General features: G+C 48.1%; 25 protein-coding genes. 16 read left to right on the forward strand and 9 right to left on the reverse strand.

Going from position 1 to position 25,060, the window contains the following annotated elements; translation table 11 throughout:
* Positions 1-87 precede the first annotated feature (87 nt).
* The 8 genes from MSMTP_RS05135 to MSMTP_RS05165 all read right to left on the reverse strand — a co-directional run bounded on the left by MSMTP_RS05135 (position 88) and on the right by MSMTP_RS05165 (position 7,885).
* Positions 88-1,311, reverse strand: a complete 1,224-nt coding sequence (locus MSMTP_RS05135; protein ID WP_048178107.1) for a digeranylgeranylglycerophospholipid reductase — start codon at positions 1,309-1,311, stop codon at positions 88-90.
* The gene (locus MSMTP_RS18400; protein ID WP_082090506.1) at positions 1,308-1,484 is read right to left on the reverse strand and encodes a 4Fe-4S binding protein; all 177 of its coding nucleotides are present in this window, start codon (positions 1,482-1,484) and stop codon (positions 1,308-1,310) included. The genes MSMTP_RS05135 and MSMTP_RS18400 overlap by 4 nt, the downstream gene beginning before the upstream one ends.
* 768 nt (positions 1,485-2,252) lie before the next feature.
* Complete coding sequence (gene cofC, locus MSMTP_RS05140; protein WP_048178108.1) at positions 2,253-2,879, reverse strand: 2-phospho-L-lactate guanylyltransferase; 627 nt, start codon at positions 2,877-2,879, stop codon at positions 2,253-2,255.
* A gap of 64 nt (positions 2,880-2,943) precedes the next feature.
* Positions 2,944-4,095 (reverse strand): 5-amino-6-(D-ribitylamino)uracil--L-tyrosine 4-hydroxyphenyl transferase CofH, encoded by a 1,152-nt coding sequence (gene cofH, locus MSMTP_RS05145; protein ID WP_048182772.1) that lies wholly within the window; start codon positions 4,093-4,095, stop codon positions 2,944-2,946.
* A gap of 74 nt (positions 4,096-4,169) precedes the next feature.
* Positions 4,170-5,300 (reverse strand): 5-amino-6-(D-ribitylamino)uracil--L-tyrosine 4-hydroxyphenyl transferase CofH, encoded by a 1,131-nt coding sequence (cofH, locus tag MSMTP_RS05150; RefSeq protein ID WP_048178109.1) that lies wholly within the window; start codon positions 5,298-5,300, stop codon positions 4,170-4,172.
* Positions 5,301-5,303: 3 nt separating this feature from the next.
* Entirely contained in the window at positions 5,304-6,326 is a 1,023-nt protein-coding gene (gene cofG, locus MSMTP_RS05155) for a 7,8-didemethyl-8-hydroxy-5-deazariboflavin synthase CofG (protein WP_048178110.1), read from the reverse strand.
* A 123-nt stretch (positions 6,327-6,449) separates the two neighbouring features.
* Positions 6,450-7,727, reverse strand: a complete 1,278-nt coding sequence (locus tag MSMTP_RS05160) for an NAD(P)/FAD-dependent oxidoreductase (RefSeq protein WP_048178111.1) — start codon at positions 7,725-7,727, stop codon at positions 6,450-6,452.
* Positions 7,724-7,885 (reverse strand): 4Fe-4S binding protein, encoded by a 162-nt coding sequence (locus tag MSMTP_RS05165; protein ID WP_048178112.1) that lies wholly within the window; start codon positions 7,883-7,885, stop codon positions 7,724-7,726. The genes MSMTP_RS05160 and MSMTP_RS05165 overlap by 4 nt, the downstream gene beginning before the upstream one ends.
* A gap of 1,400 nt (positions 7,886-9,285) precedes the next feature.
* Here MSMTP_RS05165 and fpoA point away from each other — a divergent pair.
* The 13 genes from fpoA to MSMTP_RS05230 are packed head-to-tail and all read left to right on the forward strand — an operon-like array spanning position 9,286 to position 19,469.
* Entirely contained in the window at positions 9,286-9,660 is a 375-nt protein-coding gene (gene fpoA / locus MSMTP_RS05170; protein WP_048178113.1) for a F420H2 dehydrogenase subunit FpoA, read from the forward strand.
* A complete protein-coding gene (gene fpoB, locus MSMTP_RS05175; RefSeq protein WP_048178114.1) occupies positions 9,648-10,202 on the forward strand; it encodes a F(420)H(2) dehydrogenase subunit B in 555 nt (184 codons plus the stop codon). Before fpoA ends, fpoB begins: the two co-directional genes overlap by 13 nt.
* A 38-nt stretch (positions 10,203-10,240) precedes the next feature.
* Positions 10,241-10,717 (forward strand): F420H2 dehydrogenase subunit FpoC, encoded by a 477-nt coding sequence (gene fpoC, locus MSMTP_RS05180; protein ID WP_048178115.1) that lies wholly within the window; start codon positions 10,241-10,243, stop codon positions 10,715-10,717.
* 10 nt (positions 10,718-10,727) lie between these two features.
* Positions 10,728-11,852 (forward strand): F420H2 dehydrogenase subunit FpoD, encoded by a 1,125-nt coding sequence (gene fpoD / locus MSMTP_RS05185; protein WP_048178116.1) that lies wholly within the window; start codon positions 10,728-10,730, stop codon positions 11,850-11,852.
* Positions 11,853-11,857: 5 nt separating this feature from the next.
* Positions 11,858-12,895 carry a F420H2 dehydrogenase subunit FpoH gene (gene fpoH, locus MSMTP_RS05190; protein WP_048178117.1) on the forward strand — a complete coding sequence of 346 codons (1,038 nt, stop codon included), beginning with the start codon at positions 11,858-11,860 and terminating at the stop codon, positions 12,893-12,895.
* A 4-nt stretch (positions 12,896-12,899) separates the two neighbouring features.
* Entirely contained in the window at positions 12,900-13,310 is a 411-nt protein-coding gene (fpoI, locus tag MSMTP_RS05195; protein ID WP_048178118.1) for a F420H2 dehydrogenase subunit FpoI, read from the forward strand.
* Positions 13,307-13,597 carry an NADH-quinone oxidoreductase subunit J gene (locus MSMTP_RS20150; RefSeq protein WP_048178119.1) on the forward strand — a complete coding sequence of 97 codons (291 nt, stop codon included), beginning with the start codon at positions 13,307-13,309 and terminating at the stop codon, positions 13,595-13,597. Before fpoI ends, MSMTP_RS20150 begins: the two co-directional genes overlap by 4 nt.
* Positions 13,587-13,838, forward strand: a complete 252-nt coding sequence (gene fpoJ, locus MSMTP_RS20155; RefSeq protein WP_048178120.1) for a F420H2 dehydrogenase subunit FpoJ — start codon at positions 13,587-13,589, stop codon at positions 13,836-13,838. The genes MSMTP_RS20150 and fpoJ overlap by 11 nt, the downstream gene beginning before the upstream one ends.
* Positions 13,835-14,137: a F420H2 dehydrogenase subunit FpoK gene (gene fpoK / locus MSMTP_RS05210; protein ID WP_048178121.1), complete on the forward strand. Its 303-nt coding sequence runs from the start codon at positions 13,835-13,837 to the stop codon at positions 14,135-14,137. Before fpoJ ends, fpoK begins: the two co-directional genes overlap by 4 nt.
* 2 nt (positions 14,138-14,139) lie before the next feature.
* The gene (fpoL, locus tag MSMTP_RS05215; protein ID WP_197076141.1) at positions 14,140-16,149 is read left to right on the forward strand and encodes a F420H2 dehydrogenase subunit FpoL; all 2,010 of its coding nucleotides are present in this window, start codon (positions 14,140-14,142) and stop codon (positions 16,147-16,149) included.
* Positions 16,149-17,636, forward strand: coding sequence for a F(420)H(2) dehydrogenase subunit M (gene fpoM / locus MSMTP_RS05220; protein WP_048178123.1), 1,488 nt, complete (start codon positions 16,149-16,151; stop codon positions 17,634-17,636). Before fpoL ends, fpoM begins: the two co-directional genes overlap by 1 nt.
* A gap of 3 nt (positions 17,637-17,639) precedes the next feature.
* Positions 17,640-19,085, forward strand: a complete 1,446-nt coding sequence (gene fpoN, locus MSMTP_RS05225; RefSeq protein ID WP_048178124.1) for a F(420)H(2) dehydrogenase subunit N — start codon at positions 17,640-17,642, stop codon at positions 19,083-19,085.
* Positions 19,086-19,106: 21 nt separating this feature from the next.
* A complete protein-coding gene (locus tag MSMTP_RS05230) occupies positions 19,107-19,469 on the forward strand; it encodes a F420H2 dehydrogenase subunit FpoO (protein WP_048178125.1) in 363 nt (120 codons plus the stop codon).
* Between the two features lie 263 nt (positions 19,470-19,732).
* Here the strand turns inward: MSMTP_RS05230 and MSMTP_RS05235 are convergent, their stop codons facing one another.
* On the reverse strand, positions 19,733-20,236 hold the full coding sequence (locus MSMTP_RS05235) for a hypothetical protein (RefSeq protein ID WP_197076142.1): 504 nt from the start codon (positions 20,234-20,236) through the stop codon (positions 19,733-19,735).
* A 589-nt stretch (positions 20,237-20,825) separates the two neighbouring features.
* On the opposite strand from MSMTP_RS05235, the gene MSMTP_RS05240 reads away from it, so the two are divergent.
* The 3 genes from MSMTP_RS05240 (at position 20,826) to MSMTP_RS05250 (ending at position 24,974) form a co-directional block, all read left to right on the forward strand.
* Positions 20,826-23,003, forward strand: coding sequence for a metallophosphoesterase (locus MSMTP_RS05240; RefSeq protein ID WP_048178127.1), 2,178 nt, complete (start codon positions 20,826-20,828; stop codon positions 23,001-23,003).
* A 358-nt stretch (positions 23,004-23,361) separates the two neighbouring features.
* A complete protein-coding gene (locus MSMTP_RS05245; protein WP_156153686.1) occupies positions 23,362-24,486 on the forward strand; it encodes a hypothetical protein in 1,125 nt (374 codons plus the stop codon).
* A 332-nt stretch (positions 24,487-24,818) separates the two neighbouring features.
* A complete protein-coding gene (locus MSMTP_RS05250) occupies positions 24,819-24,974 on the forward strand; it encodes a type II toxin-antitoxin system Phd/YefM family antitoxin (RefSeq protein ID WP_197076143.1) in 156 nt (51 codons plus the stop codon).
* Positions 24,975-25,060: the final 86 nt, after the last annotated feature.

Genomic DNA, 25,060 nt, shown 5'->3' on the forward strand with positions numbered 1-25,060 from the left:
AGTAAAAATGGTAAAGTTCTGAAAAATAGTAAAAAAGAACAAAATACCGAAAATAGTAAAAAAGGAATAAACCCTGTTTCCGGGGAATCAGAGTTTATTTTTCGCCACTTCTTTTGCCGCATCTTTGAAAAGTACCCTGAGGTCCCAGAGCAGTTTCTTGTTGGCTTTGAAGAGGGCGTAGAGCAGGTCCAGAAGGAGCATTCTCTCGAACTTCACGTCCTTGAGGGAATGGGCAAGGGAGTTCAGGGCTTCGTCGTCCAGATTGATGAAGCAGTTCTTGACGATTAGGCTCATGTTGATCTCGTGGCCCACGGTAGCTCTCCATCGCTTTTCATAGGCTTCTTCAAGCATTTCCTCTGAGACGTCTCCTGCGGAGATGGCTTTGTAAGCTGCTTCTCCTGCGATTTTCCCGGCGTCCATGGCATTGATGATTCCGCCGCCCGTGATAGGGTCGGACTGGCGGGCGGCATCTCCTACAAGTAGGAGTCCGTTTGTTGAGGTTTTTTCAATGCTTCCTGAGACCGGGACCCCTCCTAAAACCATTTCGATAATCCTGCCTCCAGGGAAGCGTTTCTCCACAAATTCATTGAGATAATCGATGGGTCTTGGTTTGAACTTTCCTGTCTTACTTCCGAGAAGGCCGATCCCTACGTTGGCTTTTCCTTTTCCTTTCGGGAAGATCCAGGCATAACCCCCCGGAGCGAGTTCTCCCCCTATATAAAACTCACAGTATTCCTGGTCAATGTCCAGCCCTGCCATCAGGTACTGGGCGCAGGTTTCAATGTCAGCGGGTTTCAGGGCGGTGTCGATCCCGGCCCACCTTCCTACCTTGGACTCAACCCCGTCGGCTCCGATGACGATGTCTGCCCTTACCTCATACTTTTCCCCGAGGTGCATGAGCCTGGCCCCTTTCACAAAGCCGTCTTCAATGATAAGGTCCGTGGCTCTTGTCTTGACTCTTACCTCTGCCCCCGCTTCTGCTGCTTTTTCCGCAAGGGCCCTGTCAAAAATCTTCCTTTCGAGAACATAGCCGACTTCCCCCCCGGAGATTTCTTCTGCCATTTCTATCAATGTGCCGTCCGGTGCGTAAATTCTGGAGCCTTTCAGGTCGGCACAGATCCACTTTTTGTCAATCTCCACGTGATTCTTGAGGTATATCTTGCTCGCACCCTCGGCGCAGCGTACAGGGTCTCCGATTTCCTGGCGCTTTTCAATCAAAAGTACGTCAAGTCCTTTCTCTGCCGCAGTTTTCGCGGCAATGGAGCCCGCAGGGCCAGCTCCGACCACTATGACATCGTACCGGTCTTTCATTTCATTACCTCAATTGCCCCCACAGGGCAAATACGGTCACACATCCCGCATGAAATGCACATACTTTCATCTACTTCCAACCAGGTTTCTACAAGTTCGAGTGCCCCTCTGGGGCAGACTCCCACACAGGTACCACAATATCCGCATTTGTATCTGTTTACTTTTATGCTCACTAACTCACCTGTTATATTTGACGGCAAACTAAGGTAATTAATTGGTAAATGGCAACTTATGAATATGTCAAATTATGGATCACGTCAACTTATTTAACGTATCAACTTATTTAACGTATCAACTTATTGAAGTTATCAACTTATTTAACGTATCAACTCGGAACATGCCAACTTATTGAACGCATCAACTCGGAACGTATCAACTTATTGAATGTACCAACTTATTGAATGTATCAACTTATTGAATGTATCAACTTATTGAATGTATCAACTCGGAACGTATCAACTTATTGAAGTTATCAACTTATTTAACGTATCAACTCGGAACATGCCAACTTATTGAACGCATCAACTTATTGAATGTGTTAAGTTATATACTAAGTTAGCTGTGGAAATAAGACAATTTAAAGCAGATAATAATAATTCTCTAACATATAGTTTTTGTTACTTAAGATAATCCCGACTTGAAGTCCTATTTTTCGCTTCAGCTATTTACTGTGCCGGACTTCCTTCTTGTTTTTTCAGGTTTCTCCCCACTCTGAGATATTTTTTTCTACCCGGTCTTAGGAACTAATTCTCATCTGTCCTGCCAGGTGAACTGTTTTTGGGCCTGTCCTGTTTTCCGACTGCCCGATTCTCCCTCGTACCCCACATACCTTTTACTTTAAAATTATTTGACCATTACGATGCTTCCGGAGTTTTCTCTTAAAGATGCCCTTCCGGCTTAGCCCTTCGGGTCTTAAAGGTCTACCGGCATTTTCTCCGCGTTCAAAGCGGAATGAGCTTGACCCTTCCCTTGCTGACTTCAAGCCTGAACTTACCGTCTATGTAGGCTTTTGAGGGTCCATTTCCGTGGATAAGTAGTTCTACCAGGTCTTCCGGTTCGTCTATATCCGTGCCTGCGAGGAAGGAATCGTAGATTTCCAGGCTCTGGCAGGCTTTGGTAGCTATCGAACAGTGGGTCAGGAAACTTGAGCCGTAGTATTTCACCTGGTAGAGGGAAGGGTTCCTGATAAAGAGGGCATTTGTTCCTCCCCCCTTCCCCGGGATGATGCAGACATCCTTTTCGGTGGAGATTATCTCTTTTATATGTTTGGGGGTCAGCAGAGGAAGGTCTGCCATTGCGATCAGAACCGGTTCTCCTGCCTGTTCCAGATAAAGGTTAAGGGCTTCGTTCAGCCCATTTTCATCAATAAGCACTCTGGCTTTTTCCATACCTTCGAGCCCGTAGCCCGAAGTGCTGAGAATATCTATTTTTTCGATTCCGGCTTCTTCGAGGGAGGCTATGACCTGGTCCAGCATGATTCCGACAAACTCTTCCCTTTCCCCCAGGCTGAGGACAGGGGACAATCGGGATTTTGCACCGGCTTTCTTATAGGGAATTACGGCTCTCATCTTTACTCCTGCTGCTTCTTCGTTTTTGTGGTGCCGGGAATTTTTATCTGTTTTTTCGGCTTTCTTATTCCTTGCTACCTATTCCTGCTCTCTTGCAGCTCGGGACTGTTCCCTGGCTGCCCTGGCGGGGTTCGACCTGCCTGTAAAGGGTATCCCGCTGCATCGGGATTCTTCCTGCACCTTTTATCATCCACTCAAACTCTTCAGGAGATACATATTCCCCGTTGCTGCCGCCGGAGGCTGTGGAGATCTGGTCTTCCATAAGGGTCCCTCCAAGGTCGTTGGCCCCGCAGTGGAGGGCTACATGTGCCAGTTTTTTTCCGAGTTTTACCCAGGTAGCCTGGATGTTGTTGACATGGGTGTGCAGGATAACCCTGGAAATCGCAAGGAGCTGCAGGTCTTCAAGCCCGGTGCTGGAGAACTTCCCGGACGCAAGCATTTTTTCCCCGATCCGGTTATTGTAAGGCAAAAAAGACATCGGGATAAGTTCGGTAAAGCCGCCGGTTTCCCGCTGGATCTCCCGGATCGTAAAAACGTGGTCAAGGCGCTCTTCCAGGGTTTCAACATGCCCGTACATGATGGTTGCGTTGGTGGAAATCCCGGTTTTGTGGGCCGCAGTTATGGTGTCTATCCACTGCTGGGTGTTAATCTTGCTCGGACAGATAATTTTTCTTACCCGGTCGGAAAGGATTTCAGCCGAGGTCCCGGTCAGGGAGTCAAGTCCGCTCTTTTTCAGTTTGTGAAGGGCTTCTTCCACGGACATGCCGGAAATCCCTGCCGCATAGTTCACTTCCATCGGGGACAGGGCGTGGATGCACATCTCAGGAAACTCGGCTTTTATGGACTCTATGATCTCAAGATAGAACTCCATGTCCGCTTCTGGAGTATACCCTCCCTGCACGCAGACTTCCACGGCTCCTGCCCTTTCGGCCCATGCGACCTTTTCCAGGATTTCCTCGACACTCAGGATGTACCCGTCCCGGGTCCTGTAAGCGCAAAACCCACAGGTTCCTAAGCATTTGTTTGTGATGTAAATGTTCCTGTTTGCTACATAGGTGACCACGTCGCCCACGGCAAGGGCGCGTAATTCATCGGCAAGCGTGAAAAGCTCGAAAGGATTTCCCTCAAGCAGGGTAAAGGCATCTTCTTTTGTACATTTTCCCCGGTACGCCCTTTCAATGACGTCTTCGGGGATTGTCGGTTTTTTACTGTCCATCCCGATCATTCCTGTCCGTGTTTTGTCTAATCTGGTTTTTCTTGTAGGTCCGGGCTTCTTTCCTTTCCCCGGTTTCACTGGAGCGTTCCATACCCAGCCGCTTTTTTGCGACCGGAGGCTGCCAGCTTATTCACTCCCCTGTAAAGGGTATTCCTCTCTTTAGGGACCCTGCCGGCCCCGTGGATCATCCATTCCAGTTCTTCAGCCGAAATGAGTTCTCCGTTATTCGCCCCTGCTGACTTTGAAATGCTCTCTTCCATCAGGGTACCTCCCAGGTCGTTGGCTCCGCAGTGGAGGGCAAACTGGGCAAGTTTTTTCCCGAGCTTCACCCAGCTTGTCTGGATGTTCTCGACATGGGTATGGAGAAGGATTCTGGAGATTGCGTAAATTTTCAGGTCTTCCGTTCCGGGGGTGGCGTACCTGCCTTCCCGGATCATTTTTTCCCCTATAGGGTTGTTGTAGGGCATGAACGGCAGGGGCACGAATTCGGTAATGCCGCCGGTTTCCCTCTGGATTTCCCGGATCGTTAGGATATGTTCTATCCTCTCTTCCGGGGTCTCAACATGCCCGTACATCATGGTTGCGGTTGTGGGAATCCCTGTGGCATGGGCCTGCCTGACCACTTCAACCCATTCTCCTGTCTTGAGTTTCGCAGGACAGATGATTTCCCGTACGCGGTCGGAAAGGATTTCAGCAGCCGTCCCGGGCATGGTGTCAAGTCCGCTTTTCTTGAGCCTGGAAAGGGCTTCTTTTACAGTGATTCCGCTGATGTGGGCGGCATGGTAGACTTCCATGGGGGAAAAGGCATGGACGTGCATTTCCGGCCATTCGGCTTTTATGGCCTCGACTATTCCCTGATAAAAGTCCAGGCCCACATCAGGCAAAAGCCCTCCCTGGATGCAGACTTCAGTGGCTTTTGCACTGGCTGCTTCCTTTACCCTGGCAAGGATTTTTTCAAGGCTCAGGATGTAGCCCTTATTGTCCCTGAATGCGCAGAACCCGCAGGTTCCAACGCAGCGGCTGGTGAAATTGATGTTCCTGTTCACAACATATGTGACCTCGTCTCCCACGGCAAAGGCGCGGAGCTCGTCCGCAAACCTGAACAGTTCGAAAGGCGGAGTCTGCAGGAGCAGGCTTGCGTCTTCTTTCGTGTTCTTTCCCTGATATGCACGTTCGATGAGGTCATCTGGGATTCTGCTGTCCATTTTTTATTCCTCGGAATACTCGTTTTCGGGGGGTTTCCTGTAACCTTTCCTGTCGGAAAGCCGCTCAATCAGTCCACTTATCCCGGGTGAGTACCAGCCCTTCCTGACGTACTGCGGGTAGATTGGCAGGCGTTCCCTGAGGGGGATACTCCCGAGTTTTTCCTGCAGGGCTCTAACGTCCGGCCATTCGGCTTCCGGGTTGATCCAGTCAATGGTAAGAGGGGAAATTCCTCCCAGGTCCGAAACTCCTTTTGCGATCAGGACTTTCGGGTCGATAAGGTTCGGAGCCACCTGCACGGCAACGTCTGCGGGCAAAAGCTGCCTGGCAAGGGTCACGGTGTCTATCATCTCTTCTGCCGTTGGCTCGGGATGCTTTTCCATGGGGGTCCCGGGTTTTGGGGCGAAGTTCTGGATGATAACTTCCTGGATATGCCCGTACTTCCTGTGCAGGGCTGCAATCGTCTCCAGGGATTCTATCCTATCTTCCCGGCTTTCGCCTATCCCCACAAGCAAACCAGTGGTATAGGGGATACGGAGCTTTCCGGCTTCCCGGATAGTTTCGATTCTTCTCTCCGGGTCCTTGCCGGGACAGTCCCGGTGGGCTTCCAGAACCGCGGTGGTCTCGAGCATGAGCCCCATACTGGCGTTCAGGGGTTTTAAGGCTTCGAGTTCCGAGCGGGTCATGACGCCTGCATTCGTGTGAGGCAGGATTCCGATTTCGATAGCGGTTTTGGAGAGCTGGATGAGGTAGTCCAGGGTGGAAGAATATCCCAGGGTGTCGAGCCATTCGCGGTATTCGGGCAGTTCTTCGGCATATTCCCCGAAGGTGAAAAGAGCTTCCGTACACCCTGCTTTCACCCCGTTTTCAAGGATGGGGATTACCTCTTCGGGTTTCATGAGCCTGGCTTCGGGATGTCCGGGGTCGCGCCTGAACCCGCAGTATGCGCAGTGGTTCCTGCAGACGTTGGTTACGGGAATGAATACGTTTTTCGAATAAGTTACGAAAGGGGGGTTTTCCTGTTGAATGGTAAAACACCTGCCAGCTAGGGTCTATTCTGGATCTATTTTTGATCTATTGTTATACTCTGGAATCTTCGGGTCCGGGTTTTCTTATGTGATTATTAAGTGTGAAATTTTTAAGGATGGGACTCAGCCAAGAATTTTCTCCATGGTCCTGGCAACTCCAAGGGCTATTCCCTCGACTTCGATTCCTCCTTCTCCTTTGGCTCCGTCTCCTACGACGTAGAGGTCCGGGATTGGGGTATTGTTGCCGGGGTCAGTTCCCGAGGACGCCCTGTTTACGGGCCAGGAATCATGATAGGACTGGATGAGCAGGACTTCGTATTTTTTGCCCGGGAAGATCTCTTTTAAGTCCCGGAGGCCCATTTCGATTTCTTCTTCAAGTTTCCCTACATTTTCCGGAGCCACATGCTGGTGGGACATGGTCAGGTGCTTTCCGGGAGGGGAAAGTGACGGGTCCACCTGGGTGACCTCATTGATCCCGTTTACGCGCCTTGCATAAGGGGTCAGCAGCACTCCGGAGTGCCCTATCAGGGGTTCTTCTGCGGAAAGGCAGATTTTTATGCCGGCTGAGGGCTGCAGGGTTTTAAGGGTCCTGAGATATTCGGCATTTTTTTCTTCGGAGAGGATTTCACTGCAGAGCCCGGCAGTTGCGGCATGGCCTATGTTGCTTATTACGAGGTCGGCTCTATGTTCCGTACCGTCCACTACAACTCCTACCGCTTTTCCGTTTTCCACCAGGATCTTCGAGACTTCGGTTTTCGTGTTGATTGTCCCGCCGTTTGCCGTGATCACCTTTTCAAGAGCGCCGGTTATACCTTTGCAGCCGCCCATGGGCACGCCCGGGCCCCCAAAGCGGTAAAGGTTTTCAATGATCTCGAAGACTTCTTCCACGGAGACCTCATCGCTTCTCATACTCAGGGACCAGCCGCAGAAGGAATCCGCAAGCTTCACCAGCCATTCATCTTTGACCTGGGATCTTATCCATTCCTTAAGAGTGCTCCCTTCGGGAGGGTCCTTTCTTGTGCTAACGATCAGATAAGCGCTTTTCAGGCGGTCTCTGTGGGAGAGCGGTTTCTGGAACTCGTTGAAAGGAATGTCCCTGAACCCTTGCCTGTAGTCGGCATCCCCTTTCTTCAGGGGTAGGCGGATCGTAGTCTTTTCGGAGCGTACGATCTGGACGTCAGCTCCTATCTCTTTGAGAAGTTTGGCAAGGGGGCCACCCGGGCCGTGGGGGAGCATGTGAAAAGCTCCGCTGGAAAGCTGGAAGCCCTTATACTCAAGATTCGTGAACCTGCCTCCTGTAATCGGGAGCCGTTCGAATACTTCAACGGCATTTCCTGCCTTCGAAAGCCTGGCGGCACTCAGGAGCCCACCCAGCCCGGCACCGATGATTACTACTCTCATACCGACACCTCTATGGCTTTTACGGGGCAGTAGGGGGCACATGTCCCGCATTCCACACAGGCATCGGTTATCCGGGCTTTTCCTCTGACCACTATTGCGCCCTGCCTGCAAAAGGATGTGCATTGTCCGCACCCTACACAGTTATCGTTAATTTTCATACGATTTCCACCAGCTTTCCTATCATGAAAGGAGTTATTATAAAGTATTGGTATGACGTTTGGTCTCTTTTTTGTTCGGATAAGCCTTGAATCCCGGAAAAGTTTGAATTCCGTGAGGAGGCTTAAATGTCGGGATTAAGCTTGAATGCCGGGGAAGTTTGAATACCAGTATCAAGTTTGAATCTCGGGGGGAGGCTTAAAGGGCGGGGCATATTTTAAGTTTCTGACCACGTTTTAAATGTCCGTTTGTCCGGATTGCCCGGGGACAGTTAAGCTGACTCGCTCTTTGAAAAACTTGCCATCTGCCATATTTATGCGGTTGATGATATATCATTTATTTATATCAATTTGATTATAATATCTTATAGGTACTCCTGTTTGGTTCCTGTGGGTTCCTTGCAGGAGTTTCGGTTGAAGCTTTATGATTTGCTGCCTATATTATATCTGCCGTGCCTTTAGGTGGCTAAGGGCTGAGCCAATTGAAGTGCTGGTGAAATCCATCCTCCGTCCTGTGAGGGGTGTCGGGGTAGCATGGTAAATGGAATTGGAGTTGCGCACTTGATATGTAAAACCAAGCACATTAGAGCTTGCCAGGAAAATCCTGCTTTAGACCGTTTGGTGCTCCATGCTACTGGTTTTTTTTTCAACTGCGTAAGTCTTATGGAAGGTTCTTTATTATTTTCGGTTCCGGAATGTTTCAGAGTCCAGATTTGTCATTATTATTTGTAATGTATTGGGGGGTTTTTATGCCTACTAAAATAATTATTAGCTATATATATTTCTCGATCGTCTCTTTGAAAAATCTTGTCTGAAGGGTTAATTTATTTGGGTAATACGGGGTGAAATTTGTTTGTAAATATCATATTTATGCTGTATATATAATTTAGGGGGATAGATATTGCTTTACCGATGTCAATTTTCTGTATAATTATTTTTTCATACAGTCTTTCAAATATTTAAACTTAATATTTATATAATATTAATTATCTAGCACATACCTATAAATATCCCCTGATTCATTGCAGAAATAAATAGTGGTTATTTGGAATCTTAATTATTAATAATAATAATCTCATGACAATTTGACCACTTTGCCGGAGGAGGAATTTCCTTAACTTCCGGTAATTTATTTCAATGGTCGGGCTTTGAAAAATATCTTTTCACAGCCCAAAAATCAGATGCCTGTTTCGTACTGAGTCAGGTTTTTTCAAAAAACCCGGTCCGAAGTACAGGTGTATTAATGATAGGCTCTGCGATGGGATCTGCATTTGGTTGAATTCGGGTTCTGGAAACCCTCTCTCCTGAAGATGCAGATTTTTCTCAGGAATATCGAAAACCCTATAGAATCCAGGTCATAAAATGCTGCAGTTTCAGATTGCCGCACTTTAAAAGGTGATACAATGTCTGGAATAATCGATAGCTACATACCGGTTGCAATCTTTCTCGCCGTTGGGTTGATTATGCCGCCCATGACGATGTTTATTGTAAAGCAACTGAGTCCGAGGAGCAAGGCAGCAAACAAATACACAACATACGAATCAGGTTCCGTCCCTACCGGGACTGCCAGGATCCAGTTCAATGTTGAGTATTATCTCTATGCGATTGCTTTTGTTCTCTTTGATATTGAGGTGCTTTTCCTCTATCCCTGGGCCACGGTCTACAAAGGGCACGGGATCACTTCAGTCGCAGTAATCGAGATGTTTGTCTTTATCTTCGTGCTGCTCTTCGGATACCTCTATCTCTGGAAGAAGGAGGCCCTTACATGGGTGAAGTGAAGGTGAAAAAAACGAGTGATATAAAAAACACTCCGGATGACGAAATCCCGGGGGTAATCACTACCACCACCAGTGCGATCCATAACTTCCTCAAGAAGTCCAAAGCTCAGGACTTTATAAATTGGGGAAGGAAAAACTCGCTCTGGTTCATGACCCAGCCCATGGGCTGTTGCGGGGTGGAGATGATTGCTACGGGCTGTGCCCACTATGATACGGACCGCTTCGGGATCATTCCAAGGAACTCTCCGAGGCATGCGGATGTCATGATCATCAGTGGCTACGTGACAAAGAAATATCTGCCGGCTTTGAAGAGGCTCTGGGAACAGATGCCGGCTCCAAAGTGGGTTCTCTGCATGGGGGACTGCTCTATCAGCGGCGGCCCGTTCTACGAATCCTACAGCACGGTACAGAACATCGATGAGATGTTTCCCATTGATGTGTTTATTCCCGGCTGCCCTCCGCGGCCTGAAGCCCTGATCCAGGGGTTCGTGGAGCTCCAGGAAAAAATCAAAGCCAAGAAAGACCTGGGAACGGAATATTGAGGTTTTTCTAACGGTTTTGAATTATTCGAGGGAAAATAATGGATGCCAGAACAATTATCGAATCACTGACCAGTGAATTTCCGGAGGCAATTTCCGAATCCGAGGTCGAATCCGAAATTCGCGTAAGGGCATACGTGGCTGCGGAAAAGGCAAAGGAAACCTGCCAGTACCTTAAGGATTCCCTTCAGTTTGACCACCTCGGCAGCGTCTGCGGAGTTGACTATCCGAAGCGTGGGGAAATCGAAGTTGTCTACCACATCGCTTCATATGAGCACCCTGTGGTCCTTATGCTGAAGGCAAAACTTCCCCGGGAAAACCCGGAAATCGAGTCAGTCGTGCCGGTCTACTGGAACGCAAACTGGTACGAGCGAGAAACCTACGAACTCTACGGGGTCATGTTCAAAAACCACCCTGACTTAAGGCCCCTGGTGCTTCCTGAAGAGATGCTGGGCGAGTGGCCTCTCAGGAAAGACTACGAGGGTTTCCCGAACAAGACAGCCAGAAACCTTGTGTGAGGGGTTAAAAATGGAAGAAATGGTTGGACCTAATGAGATGATCGTACACCTGGGCCCCCAGCATCCTATGCAGCCCGGACCTTTCAGACTGAACCTGAGGCTGAAAGGGGAAACCGTGGTGGATGCTGATGTGGAACTGGGTTACATTCACAAAGGTATTGAAAAAATCCTGGAAAACAAGACCTACCTCCAGGGAATCCCTATCGTGGACAGGATCTGCTACCTGGTAGCCCTGACCAACGAGGAATGTTTTGTAGGCTGTGTGGAAAAACTTGCAGGAATCGAGGTTCCCGAAAGGGCCCAGTATATCAGGGTCATTATAGAGGAACTTTCCAGGCTGCAGAGCCACCTGCTCGGCATGGGCGAGTACGGGGAATTCATCGGCTTTGTTTCCATGTTCATGTACACGATTAAGGAAAGGGAAGATATCCTGACTCTTATCGACATGGTTACCGGAGCCCGGGTCACCCACACCTACCTGAAGTTCGGAGGGGTGCGCGACGACCTGCCCGAAGGCTTCAAGGAAACAGCTCTTCCTGTCCTGAACAACCTCAAGAAGGTCATTGACGATTACGAGGAAATGTTTGCGTCGGACTCTATCTACAGGGAACGTGCCGAGGGTGTGGGCATCCTTACCGCAGATGTTGCAAAGAACCTGGGTGTTTCCGGGCCTGCGCTCCGGGCAACGGGTGTTCCTTTCGATATCCGGAAGAACGAGCCCTACCTTGTCTATAAGGACCTGGACTTCAAGGTCTGCACCGAGACCGCAGGGGACTGCGCTGCAAGGGTGCGGGTAAGGCTTAACGAGATGCGGGAAAGCATCTACATCCTCGAACAGTGCCTTGACCGGATCCCTGACGGGCCGATTTTCCCCGTAAACTCTCCCTACGGCAGGAGGACTCCTGTTATGAGAGTGCCCCCAGGAGAGGTATTCCACAGAGTGGAAGACCCCAGGGGAGAAATGGGGATGTACATGATCTCTGACGGCTCGGACAAACCGCACAGGGTAAAGGTCAGAGGACCTTATTTCCCGACTCTGCAGGCCCTGCCCCCGCTTATCATAGGTACGACGGTTGCGGATGTGGCAGCGATTTCAGGCAGTATGGACGGATGTACCAGTGAAGCGGACAGGTGATTTTAATGATCGAAATTCCTGAATTAATAGTGCCTTTTATTCCCTGGATCCGCGGGGTTGTGGGCCTTGCTCTTGTTGGTGCCATTTTCCTGGGCGCAATGGGTGCGGTCTGGATTGAGCGTAAACTCTCAGCCGACATCCAGTTCAGGTACGGCCCTATGAGAGTCGGCAAGTTCGGGCTCCTGCAGCTCGTGGCAGACGCTATCAAGCTCTTTACTAAAGAAGACCTGAGGCCGAAGAACGCTGACCGCCTTCTTTTCGACAATGCCCCTATTTTCCTGATGAGCTCGGTTTTCCTGATGCTTGTTGCAATCCCCGTGGGAGCGGTCTTCATAGGCGGCGTCGAATACCCGCTGGCAGTCACCGAGATGGATATCAGTATCCTTTACATCGAGGCAATGTCCTCTATTTCGATCTTCGGGATCTTCATGATGTCCTACGGTTCGAACAACAAATATTCCCTCTTGGGAGCCTTCAGGAACTTTGCCCGGATGGTAGGGTATGAAGTCCCCCTCGGAATTACGGTTATCAGTGTTGCTGTTATGACCGGGTCCCTGAACATTGTGGAAATCGCTCAGGGCCAGGGGCTTGTCTGGAACATTTTCCTGCAGCCGGTCGGATTTGTTGTTTTCTTTATTGCCCTTATGGCTGATATGGGAAGGCTTCCTTTCGACCAGAACGAGTCTGAAGAAGAACTGGTCGCAGGATGGGTTACCGAATACAGCGGAATGCGTTTCGGGCTCGGGTTCTTTGCCGAGTATATCCACATGATCCTGGGTTCTTTCCTTGTGGCGCTTCTTTTCCTTGGCGGCTGGAACGTGCCGGCTTTTGTTGCAAGCAACCCGGTGCTGGGCCTGATTGCCCCCACAGGTTTCCTGCTTCTTAAAACTGCCCTTGTCCTGTGTACTATCGTCATGATGAGATGGGCTGTTCCGAGATACAGGATCGACCAGGTGGTAGACCTTAGCTGGAAAAGACTGCTGCCCCTATCCCTTCTGAACCTTGTTTGGGCAGTGGGCCTTGGGCTCTATCTGGGAGTGTGAAAGCATGGTTCTTAAAAATATCAAATATGCGCTAAAAAACATCCCTAAAAAACGCGTAACCAGGCTGTGCCCCGAAGTGGAAAGCCCGCTTTCTGACAGGTTCAGGGGGCTCCAGATCCTCGATAAAAGCAAATGCATTGGCTGTGGGATCTGTGCCAACACCTGTCCGAACAACGCAATAAGGATCGTAAAAGCTCCTATTGCACCGGGCAGTGGAAAACAGCGCTGGTTCCCGGAAATTGATATCGGTCACTGCCTCTTCTGTGGGCTTTGCATTGACCAGTGCCCGAAAGGTGCCCTTTCCAGCGGGAAGGAATATTGTAAGGGCGTTGTCAAGTGGACTCACAAAGACATGCTCATGACCCCTGCCAAACTTGCCAGGGAAGTCGACATTGCGGAAGGTGATGAGAGATGATCGGACTTGAAACGATCGGAGCCTTTGTTGAAATGGCCGCCTTCGGGCTTTTTTCTGTAATCACGGTCTTCTTCGCAATCTTTGTGGTTATCACAAAGGATGTTGTGAGAGCCGGGCTTGCCCTTATCATGTGCATGTTCGGTGTGGCAGCGCTCTATCTCCTCTTGAACGCCCAGTTCCTCGGAGTTGTCCAGGTGCTGGTCTATATCGGAGCTATCGGGGTGTTGATCCTCTTTGCCGTGATGCTTACCAAGCGTGAACTCGGAGGTGCTTCCAATGCAGATTAACCGGCCCGCAGCCCTTTTAGTGGTCCTGCTCTTCCTGGCCGTTGTGGTCCTGGGAACTTTCGGGACTTCCTGGAACACCGTGTCCGAACTGCCTGAAAACCCGGCTGATCCGAGTAACGTTGAAGGCCTGGGGATGCTGATCTTTACCCAATATGTAATTCCCTTCGAGATCATGTCAATCGTCCTGTTAGCCTCCCTGATAGGGGCAATCTATATGGCAAAAGGAGAGGGCAGCAAATGATTCCCTTAAACTTTTACCTTGGCCTTGCAGCCCTGCTTTTCTCTATCGGGCTCTATGGCGTAATGACGCATAAAAGCGGTATCAGGCTGATCATGTGCATCGAACTCATGCTCAACTCCGCAAACCTGAACCTGGTAGCTTTCTCAAGCTACACGGATACCCTGAACGGACAGGTCTTTGCCCTGTTTTCCATTGCTCTCGCAGCCGCAGAGGCAGCGATCGGGTTTGCGATCTTCATGGCAATCTACAGGATGCATGACAGGATCAACCTTGACGAACTTAACCTTCTGAGGTGGTAAAAATGGCACTGGAAGAACTTGCATTTTTAATCCCCGTGCTTCCGGCACTTGCGTTTGTAATCACCTTCTTCTTCGGGAAGAAGTTGCCCTCGGGAGGAGCAATCATCCCGATAGCAGCCATTGCCGCCTCCTTTGTAATCTCTTTCATGATTACTCTCGGCCTGCTGGCAAACCCGGAAGAGGTTGTCAGCCAGTCCGTTTCGTGGTTCGCAGTGCTAAACCTGGGAGTATTAATTGACCCCCTGGCTGCAGTCATGCTCTGCATGGTCTCCTTTGTGAGCCTGCTTATCCACATCTATGCAGTGGGCTACATGTCCCATGACCCCGCAAAACCCAGGTACTTTGCAGAAACCGCCCTTTTCACCGCGGCAATGCTGTCCCTGGTCCTTTCGGACAACATCCTGCAGCTTTTCGTTTCCTGGGAACTTGTGGGGCTTTGTTCCTATCTCCTGATCGGGTTCTGGTTTGCAAAACCCTCGGCAGCATCCGCAGCCAAGAAAGCCTTCCTGACAACCAGGATCGGAGATGTGATGTTCCTTACGGGAATTATCGTGCTCACCGCCGACCTTATGAAGCTTGCAGGCGGGTTCACGGAAGGCGTATACCTGCTCCGCTTTGACGAGATCTTCAGCTATATCCCGGAACTCTCGGCTATGCAGGCAAACTTCCTCGGCTTTGAAGTGAGCCACCTTACTATTATTACTCTGCTCTTCTTCGGAGGCGCAGTAGGAAAATCCGGGCAGTTCCCGCTCCATGTGTGGCTGCCTGACGCAATGGAAGGCCCGACAACCGTTTCAGCCCTCATCCATGCAGCAACAATGGTTACTGCGGGGGTCTACCTGGTCGCAAGGACCTTCCCGATGTTCATTGCAGCTCCCGACTCTTTGATGGTAGTTGCCTACTTCGGAGGCTTTACAGCTCTCTTTGCAGCCACCATGGGCATTGTGATGAACGACCTCAAGCGTGTGCTTGCCTTTTCAACCATCAGCCAGCTCGGGTACATGATGCTGGCCCTGGGTCTGGGAGCAGCCGTCGGGCTTGAAGCAGTGGGCGTGTCCCTCTTCCACCTGATCAACCACGCATTCTTCAAGGCGCTTCTCTTCCTCTGTGCCGGAAGTGTGATCCACGCAGTGGGCACCCACGACATGAGAGAACTCGGAGGCGTTGCGAAAGTCATGCCGATAACCGCGGCTACAATGACCGCTGCAGCCCTTTCCCTTGCAGGTTTCGGGATTCCGGGGACTTCAATCGGGACAAGCGGTTTCTTCTCCAAGGACCCGATAATCGAGAACGCTTACCTGCTTGGAGAACACAGCGGCAACTGGATTCCCTACATTTTCTCAATCGTTGCAGCGCTCCTGACCGCAGTCTACATCTTCAGGCTGATCTTCATGACCTTTGCAGGAAAGCCAAGGAGCAACTGCGGGGGGCACGAGTCTCCGTCCGTGATGACCATTCCGCTCAGCATCCTGGCAGTCCTTGCCCTTATCTTCGGTGGACTTACCAGGACAGGTTTCATGGAGTTCCTTGAGGAAACCTTTACAAACAGTTTTGTAAATGTGGACATCGGAAGCCTTGCAGGGCTTGGAGGAAACGAAATTGTCCATGCCGCAGGGCACGAGCCGCTCCTTATCCTCTGGATGCCGGTAATTATTGCCCTTGCAGGCCTCGGGATTTCCTTCGTGCTCTACTACCTCAGGGCAGTGGACCTCGGAGCTGTGGCTTCTATGAAGAACCCTGTCTACAAGTTGCTCTACAAGCGCTACTACCAGCACGAGATCTTCACTGAATTCTTCTCAATCGGTGTGGTCTACGGCATTGTTGCCTTCCTGGGACAGGTAGTTGACGTGATTATTGACAGCATTGTGGAAGCAATCGGAATCGTCACAGTCGCAGCAGCCGATGCACTCAGGCGGGTGCAGACAGGGGTCGTGCAGACCTATGCAACCGTCGTGATCGCGGGTGTGGGCCTGTTGATAATACTTGTTAAGTTGATAATGGAGGTGCTCTAATGCTGCCGGTAGCATCGTTGCTGATTCTGGTGCCGCTGATTTTTGCAGCAGTGACCTTTTTCACAAAAACGAAAGAACAGGCTGCAGGAATGGGCCTGCTCGGTTCGCTTGTAACGCTTGGAATCACCCTCTACGCCTACATGAACTTTGACAGCAGCACGGCTGCCATGCAGTTCTTTGAGTCGATGGAGTGGATTCCTTCCCTAGGGATCAGTTACACCGTGGGGATTGACGGCATTTCCATGCCCCTGATCCTCCTGAACGCGATAGTAATTCCGCTGCTTGTTGTTTATTCCTGGAGCGAGGACAGAGAAGCCCCTAACAGGTTCTACGGCCTGATCCTTGCCATGCAGGCAGCAGTTATAGGGGTCTTCGTGTCCCTTGACTTCTTCATGTTCTACATCTTCTGGGAACTCACCCTGATCCCCCTCTTCTTCATGGTGAACATCTGGGGAGGAGAAAAGCGAGCCCATGCGTCCTACAAGTTTTTCATTTACACGCATGTCGCTTCCCTGGTGATGCTCCTCGGGATCTTCGGGATCTTCTATGCCTCCTGGCAGCAGACCGGGGTGCCCACCTTTGACATCAGGGAACTGATCTCTCAGTACCAGTTCTTTGAGTCCGGAATGCTGAAAGACGCCATTTTCCTGGCGCTTCTCTTCGGGTTCCTGGCAAAAATCCCATCCTTCCCCTTCCACTCCTGGCTTCCGGATGCCTATTCCGAAGCCCCCACCGCAGGCAGCGTGCTCTTCGTCCTGCTCAAGATCGGAGGGTACGGGCTCTTCAGGATCATACTCCCCATGCTCCCTAACGCAGGCAGCCCTGACCTGTTCATTGTTCTGATGGGCTTGCTCGGGTCGGTCAGTATCCTTTACGGAGCTCTCCTGGCGCTCAGGCAAAAGGACCTCAAGCGTATGATCGCCTACTCCAGTGTGAGCCACATGGGGTACGTGACCCTCGGTGCTGCAGGCCTGGTTGCCCTTTCAGTCTCAGGCGCAATGTTCCAGCAGTTCTCTCACGGGCTGATTATGGCAATCCTGTTTATGTCGGCAGGCGCCATCCACAGCAGTGCAGGGACGAGGATTATAAACGACCTTGGCGGGCTTGCCCAGAAGATGCCAAAGCTGACAGTCATCATGATGCTTGCTTTCATGGCTTCGCTTGGTCTTCCCGGGCTGACCGGCTTCATTGCCGAGTTCCTGGTGCTGACCTTCACTTTCGCGAACCTGCCTGGCTTTGTGGTGATAGCTCTCCTGGCAATCGTGATTACCGCTGGCTACCACCTCTGGGCAATGCAGAGGGCAATGTTCGGTGTGTATAATGAGAAGCTCGGGGACGTGAAAGACATTAACTCCCTCCAGGTCTTTTCCATGGCAATAATTGCCCTCCTGGTGCTCTACTTCGGTCTGCACCCGAATCCGGTGCTTGATATGATGATTACTAATTCGGAAGCAATAGTCAGCCTGGCGGCTGGAGCGGGGGTGTGAAAAATGGTAGACCTTATGTTACTTGCACCTGAAATCGCAATCGCGGTTACCGGCCTCTTTGTCCTGGTCACGGGGATTTTCATGTCCCCCCAGGCAAAGAACATGCTCGGCTACCTGGCAACCTTCGGGGTCCTGGCTGCTCTCGGCCTGACGGTCGCAAGCTTCGGGACCGAAGCGGTGATGTTCTCGGGAACGGTCAGTATCGATGCCCTTTCCCAGTTCTTCAAGCTGGTCTTCCTGGCAGTCGCCCTGCTGGTCTCGGTAGCTGCCATAAAGTATAATGAGGACAGCGACCACACCGAAGAGTTCTATGCCCTGGTGCTCTTTGCAACCTTTGGCATGATGTTCGTGGCTTCAGCCAATGACCTGATCGTGCTCTTCTGCGCCTTCGAACTTGCAAGTCTCGCAACCTACGCCCTTGCAGGCTATGAGAAGCAGAACCCGAGGTCCCTTGAAGCCTCCATGAAGTACTTCGTGATTGGCTCGGTCTCGGCTGCCCTGATGCTCTTCGGGCTTACCTACGTCTACGGAGCAACCGGCACGACCAGCATCCCCCTGATCGCTGCAAACTGCGGCCTTCTCGTGGACAACCCGATCGGGCTTGTGGCAGTGGTCCTGCTGATTGCAGGGTTCGGTTTCAAGATGGCTCTTGTCCCCTTCCACATGTGGGCTCCGGATACCTACCAGGGTTCCCCCTCGGTTGTGTCTGCCCTCCTTGCGGCAGGGTCCAAGAAGATGGGCTTCGTGGCAGCTTTCAGGGTTTTCATCGTAGCCCTGGCAGCCCTCCAGCCTGACTGGCAGCTAGCCTTTACGATCCTGGCTGTTGTCACCATGACCTTCGGAAACGTGGTCGCAGTGTCTCAGACCAGTGTCAAGCGCATGCTCGCCTACTCTTCCCTTGCCCAGGCAGGGTACATCGCAATGGCTTTCGTGGTCATGACCCCGATGGCTCTTGCAGGCGGTATCCTCTATGCTCTTGCCCACGCCTTCATGAAGGCAGGCGCATTCATAGCAGCAGGGGCCGTTGTCTGGATGGTGACCTCCGAAAAGAAAGGCAACCTGGAAGTCCCCGACCACCTGGATAGCTTCAAGGGCCTTGGCAAGAGAATGCCAATCGCTGCCTTTGCAATGATGGTCTTCGTCTTCGCCCTTGCAGGAATCCCGCCAACCGCGGGCTTCATGGCCAAGTTCGTGCTCTTCTCCTCGACCATCCAGGCAGGCATGACCTGGCTGGCTGTAATCGCCATCCTGAACAGTGCCCTTTCCCTGTTCTACTACGCACGGCTCGTGAAGTACATGTACTTCCTGCCCCCCGAAGGCGAGAAGATCGGAACTCCCTTCCCGTATGCCCTCGCTCTCCTGCTCGCAGTGGCAGGCGTACTGGTAATCGGAATCTGGCCCGAACCCTTCGTGCAGTGGGCAATGGAAGCAGCAAGTGTACTGGTCTAAGGAAAATAAGGAGGAAAAGATATGGCAGACTGTGATCTATGCGGACGCGGAATCCCCACCGTTAACCCGGTGCGGGTTTTCCGCCCCCTCCTCAAATTCGCCTACCCCGAAGGAGTCTGGACAGGCCTCTGCGAGAACTGTCTCGAATCCGCCGACAAAACCCGCGTAAAAGTGGAAAAAGAAGAACTTGCAGGTACCCCCGGCAAATGTAAACTCTGCGGGACAAAAACCGACCTCTACCCCGTGGAACTGCATATCCCCAACTTCTCAAAAGGTGTCATGACTGAAAATGCCATGCTCTGCAAGAAGTGCCTGGATGCAGCCGGTGAAAGCTACGTCAAGTTCAAAAGAGAACAGGCGGAACACGGGCACGGGCATCATTAAGTGAGGTTGAAGCTGCTTTTTAAAGCGGCTTTTTTCTTTTTTTGCTGGTGCTGGTAGTTCTTTATCTCCTTCACCGGTTTCTTTTTTGCATAACTCTCAAATTGCTTAAAACCATTTGCCAAGTTTTTGTTGGTTTTTGGCTCCAATCAAAAGTGAATATAGTCAGGAACGCAATGTTTGTAACTACTCATTTTAGGTTTTTTAACCCTTAAAATTCTTTTTAGAGTTAGTTAATGACTATTTTGGCTCTTACGTATATTAACCTATTCGGTTTTTTCAATTTTTTTTGCTCCGCAAATTGAACATTTCAAATATTTAATTTTTCCAAAAATCGGTGTTTTTGCATCCCACCAATCAATAATTATATCTTTTTCTTGCGTTATGTACCAATTATGATATTCATCAAGGTCATATTTTCTTGTGCTAAATAAACATCTGAATAATTTGATAATATTTGGTATAATGAAAAAAAGAATATAGAAACAAAAAAGAAATAAAAATAAACTATATGGAAAGGTTAATATAAATCTAAAAATTGAACATTCAAGGTTTTGCGAGTCAGTACATTGTAACAAAATTACAAAAATTGAAATCGCAATAGTAAATATTATAAGATGTGTGATGCTAATAATACCATCTTTGATATCCAATGACATGCTTTCTCGTATTGTTTTAACATGGGTTTCAAGTTTGGTATGATAATCTTCAGGATTTTGATTATGTTTAATAATATCATTTTTTATTTTACAAATTTTTCTTTCAGCCACCCGACTTGCAATATTCCTAAATAACGGTGGCACTTCAACTTTACATATCATAAGTGGTTTCAGATTGTAACCTTCTTTATTTTATTAAATGTTATTAACCAATTTTGACATTCAAAAGTAATAAAATTTTCCAAATTCTTGCCACTAAATAAGCTGGCATATTTTCTTATTTGATCTCTTGATTTTTAGGATCGAGCGTTCTCTGTGAGAACTGTCTCGAATCCGCCGACAAAACCCGCGTAAAAGTGGAAAAAGGAGAACTTGAAGGCACTCCCGGCAATAAGGAATTTTTATCTTATTGAAAGTAATTGTCTGACTGTTTGTCCAGGGTGGATAGTAGCACATAATTTGATTTTTATAACTCTTTTTAATTAATCATCTGATTTTTTAAAAAATTATTTATGTATATTTGTTATAATGTGGGAGAGTCGGAAGTTCCAGTTGATGTCTATTTTGACTCCCACAAAAGTGATAAATTGCTTAAATTTCAGCGCATGATTCTACATCAAGAGGCATCTATGCGCCTGAGAATACGGAACCTGATTAAAATTAGTTTAGATATTATTTTATTATTTTTGGAGGTTTTTAAGTGAACATTAATTACAAACGAGTTTACTTAACGATAGTTATTTTCTTTTTGTTCCTTATGAGTGTTACTTCTGCAGAAGAAATCAATCTTGAACTTGTTGGAAATATAGGAGAACTAGATGGAAATAACATCCCTGTGTCTAATTCTGTTATTTCTAAAGGTAATCCTGTTGCTTCTGAAGATTTTACTGTAGTTCATTTCGCAGATATTCACATGGGGATGCCTCAAAGGTTATTTGCGGGTGAAGAAACTCCGGATGAAAAAAGAGAATTTTTTGCAGAGGGGATTCTTGCCGCAAATCAGTTAGATCCGTCCCATTCCTTAATTCTTGTGACCGGTGACCTGGTTGAGTATAATGAAGAGGAATATTTTGATGATTTCTGGAATGGAATATTTTCAATAAATAATTGTACGGAAAGAGTTCTCTGTGTACCTGGAAACCATGATCGCCGGACTAAGGCTATTATTGATTCAAATGGAAGTATAATTGATGACCTTGAAGAGTATAATGAGCGAGTAGAACCGCTGCTGCCGGAAAGAAAAAATTATCTTTCCGATGACTTCAATGATTATTCAATAGAAGTCGGCGACTATATGTTTATAGGCCTTGATTCATTGTCCGATTACGATGCCTATTATTTGACATGGGGTCAATTCTTTGATCCCACACCTGAATCATTCGGTCTCAATGATACTCAAATTGATGCTTTAAAAGAACTGGATAGAAATAAGCCTAAAATTATTTTTATGCATCATCCGGCAATTCGATGCACCTCAGTCGATGATGAAAACCCGGATGGTACCGGACTTCCCCAATCTGAGCCCGGTGGGAACGATGGTTGCATTGCGTTTAACAGAGTGCAATTTATAGATTACTGTGAAGATTACAATGTGAAACTCGTAATCTCAGGCCATACTCATCAGTCCCATATCATTGATTCAGCAGGAACGCCTTTTTTTGCAAATGAACTTCTTCTAAATGAATTTCCTTTAAATGAATTCCCTTTGTTTGTACAGACCCAGAGCCTTGCCAAACACAGTGAATATTTTGCACCCGGTTACAGGACAATAGAATTCAAAGAAGGGGATATTTTTATACAACAGCCGGTAGAGCTGACTCTTGAAAGACCAACAATGATATCCGGGTCTTTAAGTTGTCCTGCGGACTTAAACGCCTATGATTCGGAAGGCAGACATACGGGTCCTTCCTCCGGAAAAATTGACCGGAATATTCCGGATTCATTCTATTTCAGTGGCTACACTGTTACCTTATATGATACTACTAATTATAGCGCTCCTGAAACAATTTTGCTTTACAATACCGGCGAAGAATATGTTTTTGAAATCAGGGCGAATTTTTCAGAGAATGAGCTAAATTCTGTAGAAGAGCAGCACTTCAATTTCACTATAAAACAGAGATCTGATTCAGGAACTACCGAAGTATTTTATGAATTCGTGCCGTTGACTAAAAACACTGTTGCTACTATCCCGATCAATCTCACAACACAAAAATATGAGATGATGATTGATACGGATGACGATGGGACAATTGATGAAACAAAAGAGCCTGATTCTATTCAAACCATAATAATTGGCAGTACGGGGGTTAGCAATCTTGAATCAAGTTCCGGCTCAAGCTGGATCAACTTCACCTGGACCAACCCCTCAGACCCCGACTTCTCACGCACCGAAATATACCTTAACGGCATCTTCCAGACCAACACCTCTGCCGAATACTTCAATGCCACAGGGCTCGAACCCGAAACAAGTTACACAATCGGTACACACACGGTGGATATTTACGGGAATGTAAATGAGACCTGGGTCAATGCAACAGCCGTAACAAAAACAATCCCAGAAGAAAAAGGAGCTCACAGAGGTGGGAAAGGAAAGGGAAGTGCCAGGATAATTCCCGCAGAACCTGCACCGGCCTCTAATGAGATGGAAGAGCCTGAAGAAGGAGATGAATCACTTCGGGATGTGCGGAATGTAGATATATCCCCCGAAGAAGCAGAACCCGCTGAAAATTTGATGGATTCTGAGATTCCAACAGCTACTGAAGAACCCGCAACTTCAGAAACGGAGGGTGCTGCTGAAGAAAAAAAGATTCCGGGATTCCAAATCGCATTTGCGATTTCAGGACTTCTGGCTGTTCTCTACTTATTGAGGAAGCAGTAAAAATAAATTACTGGAGGTAAAGGGTCAATACCTTTCCCTCTTTTTTGTGTTTCCGTTTTTCTTTTTTGGTGGATTCTTTTTTAAGGTGTTTGTTTGTTGGTTTTTAATTTCTGGTTTTAAATATTAATTTTCAAATAGGCATTTTGAGTGTATACTTACTAAATTTTTGTATCTCACAGTATACTGTGTATTTTTCCTCTGTTGATGTCATTTCTAATTTTAGTTTCCAATAAATGTTGTTAGATCTTGTTCAGTACAGTAGTAACATTTATTTACTGTAAAAGCATCATCCTTTCTTTGTAAATATCTTTATTCATAAACTAAATAATTTAAATTACGGGGTGATGGGGCGATTAGTATGACATTTACTCAGAGAGTGCTTAGTTTATTTGTCGCTTTTGTTCTATTTGGAACGATGGCAAGTGGAATAGCTTCAGCAAATTCAGCTGCTGATAATGCAATTTTTGAAGATAATTTCGATTCCTATCCTGTTGGGGTATTTCCCTCTTCAGGGGGCTGGAATCTTAAGTATAGTGGTTATGGGGCTTCATATCAGATAGTTGACAACTCCCAATCTGTATCCTCTCCAAATTCCTTAAAACTTGAAGGGCGATCTGGCTGGGCTGCTTGTGCAGATCGCCCATTGCCTGAAACTCCTGATCAGGTTATCTTCGAAGTTGATGTAAATGTGGTAAAACCTGGATCTTCAACCGGTTGGGTCAATTCTTATGTAAGCCTTGTGGACCCCAACGTTGGATGGGGAAGAGCCTATGGTCTTGTGGGTTTCGGAGCAAACATGCTTGTTGGGCCTGGAGAAGTTCCTTACAATTTAAACCAGTGGTATCATGTTAAAGTAAAAATTGACATAGTTGACAGGATTTATGATGTATGGCTGGACGGCGAGTTGATTGGAGAAAATTTGCCACTTCCGGCAGATGGAACCTATAAGTGTGTGAGGCTTTCGGGAGATAACTGTGGTCATACCAGAGTGCTGTTTGATAATGTGCTGGTCACGGAAGTAGAAGATATCATCCCGGTTGAAGCCGAAATCAACTTCGACCCAGATACCCTTAACCTTGGCAGCGGCGGCAAATGGGTCACTGTATATATCGAACTTCCTGATGGATACGACGTCTCTGGAATCGATGCATCCGGTGTGTTCCTGAACGGTGTAGTTCCGGCTGTTTCGGACCCTCAGTACGAATTCGTTACCAATAAAAGTGAATACCTGAAGGATACTGACGGCGACGGAATTCTTGAGAGAATGCTTAAGTTTGACCGGGAAGAAGTCGAAGCCATCCTTGGAGCCGGTGATGAGGTAATCATAACTTTTGAAGGCAAAGTAGGGTATGAAAACGAGATTGATTCGGGTATGGCTGTCTTTGAGGGTATGGATACGATAACGGTTATCGAGTCTTCAAATGTTAGGGAGAACAACGGGAAAAAAGGTAATCTTTGGTCAAACACATCCATTTCTGGTTAAAAACGCGGGTTCTTTTATCCCGCTCTTGGTTTTTTTGTTTAGCTTTTTTGGGTTATTTTCTCTCTTATTTATGTTTCCTTATGGAAAAGCCGGCCGCCTTCGGCGTCCGGTGAGAGCCCGAGGTTCTGAAAAGCGACAGAAAAAAGATGATGATTGTGTTTTCATCCAACATTATTTTCTTTCTTCTCAATATACTCCAGCACTCAGGCATGCCTGAACTTGGGTAGGTGATTTTTTCTCGAGGCTTAATTTACGAAAAAAGGTTATACCTGAAAGGAAGATAAATGCATATAAAAAAGGATTTCATGTTTTTTCCTGAAAAAGGTGACTATGTGACTGTAGCGCATGAACAATACGTGGTCGATGAAAATGGGGAAAAGGTGGCGATTATTCTTCCTATCGAAGAATATGAAAAAATGAAAGAGGATCTCCACGACCTGGCTATCGTTGCAGAAAGACGTAACGAGAAGACTATTAGTTTCGAATAAATAAAAAGAAATTTGTGAAGTCGGAGCAATGGCAGCTTATACCATCGATTTCAAGGCTAGCGTAGTAAAATATTTAAGGAAAGTAC

This window comes from Methanosarcina sp. MTP4 (assembly GCF_000970045.1).
In the GTDB taxonomy this organism is placed as follows: domain Archaea; phylum Halobacteriota; class Methanosarcinia; order Methanosarcinales; family Methanosarcinaceae; genus MTP4.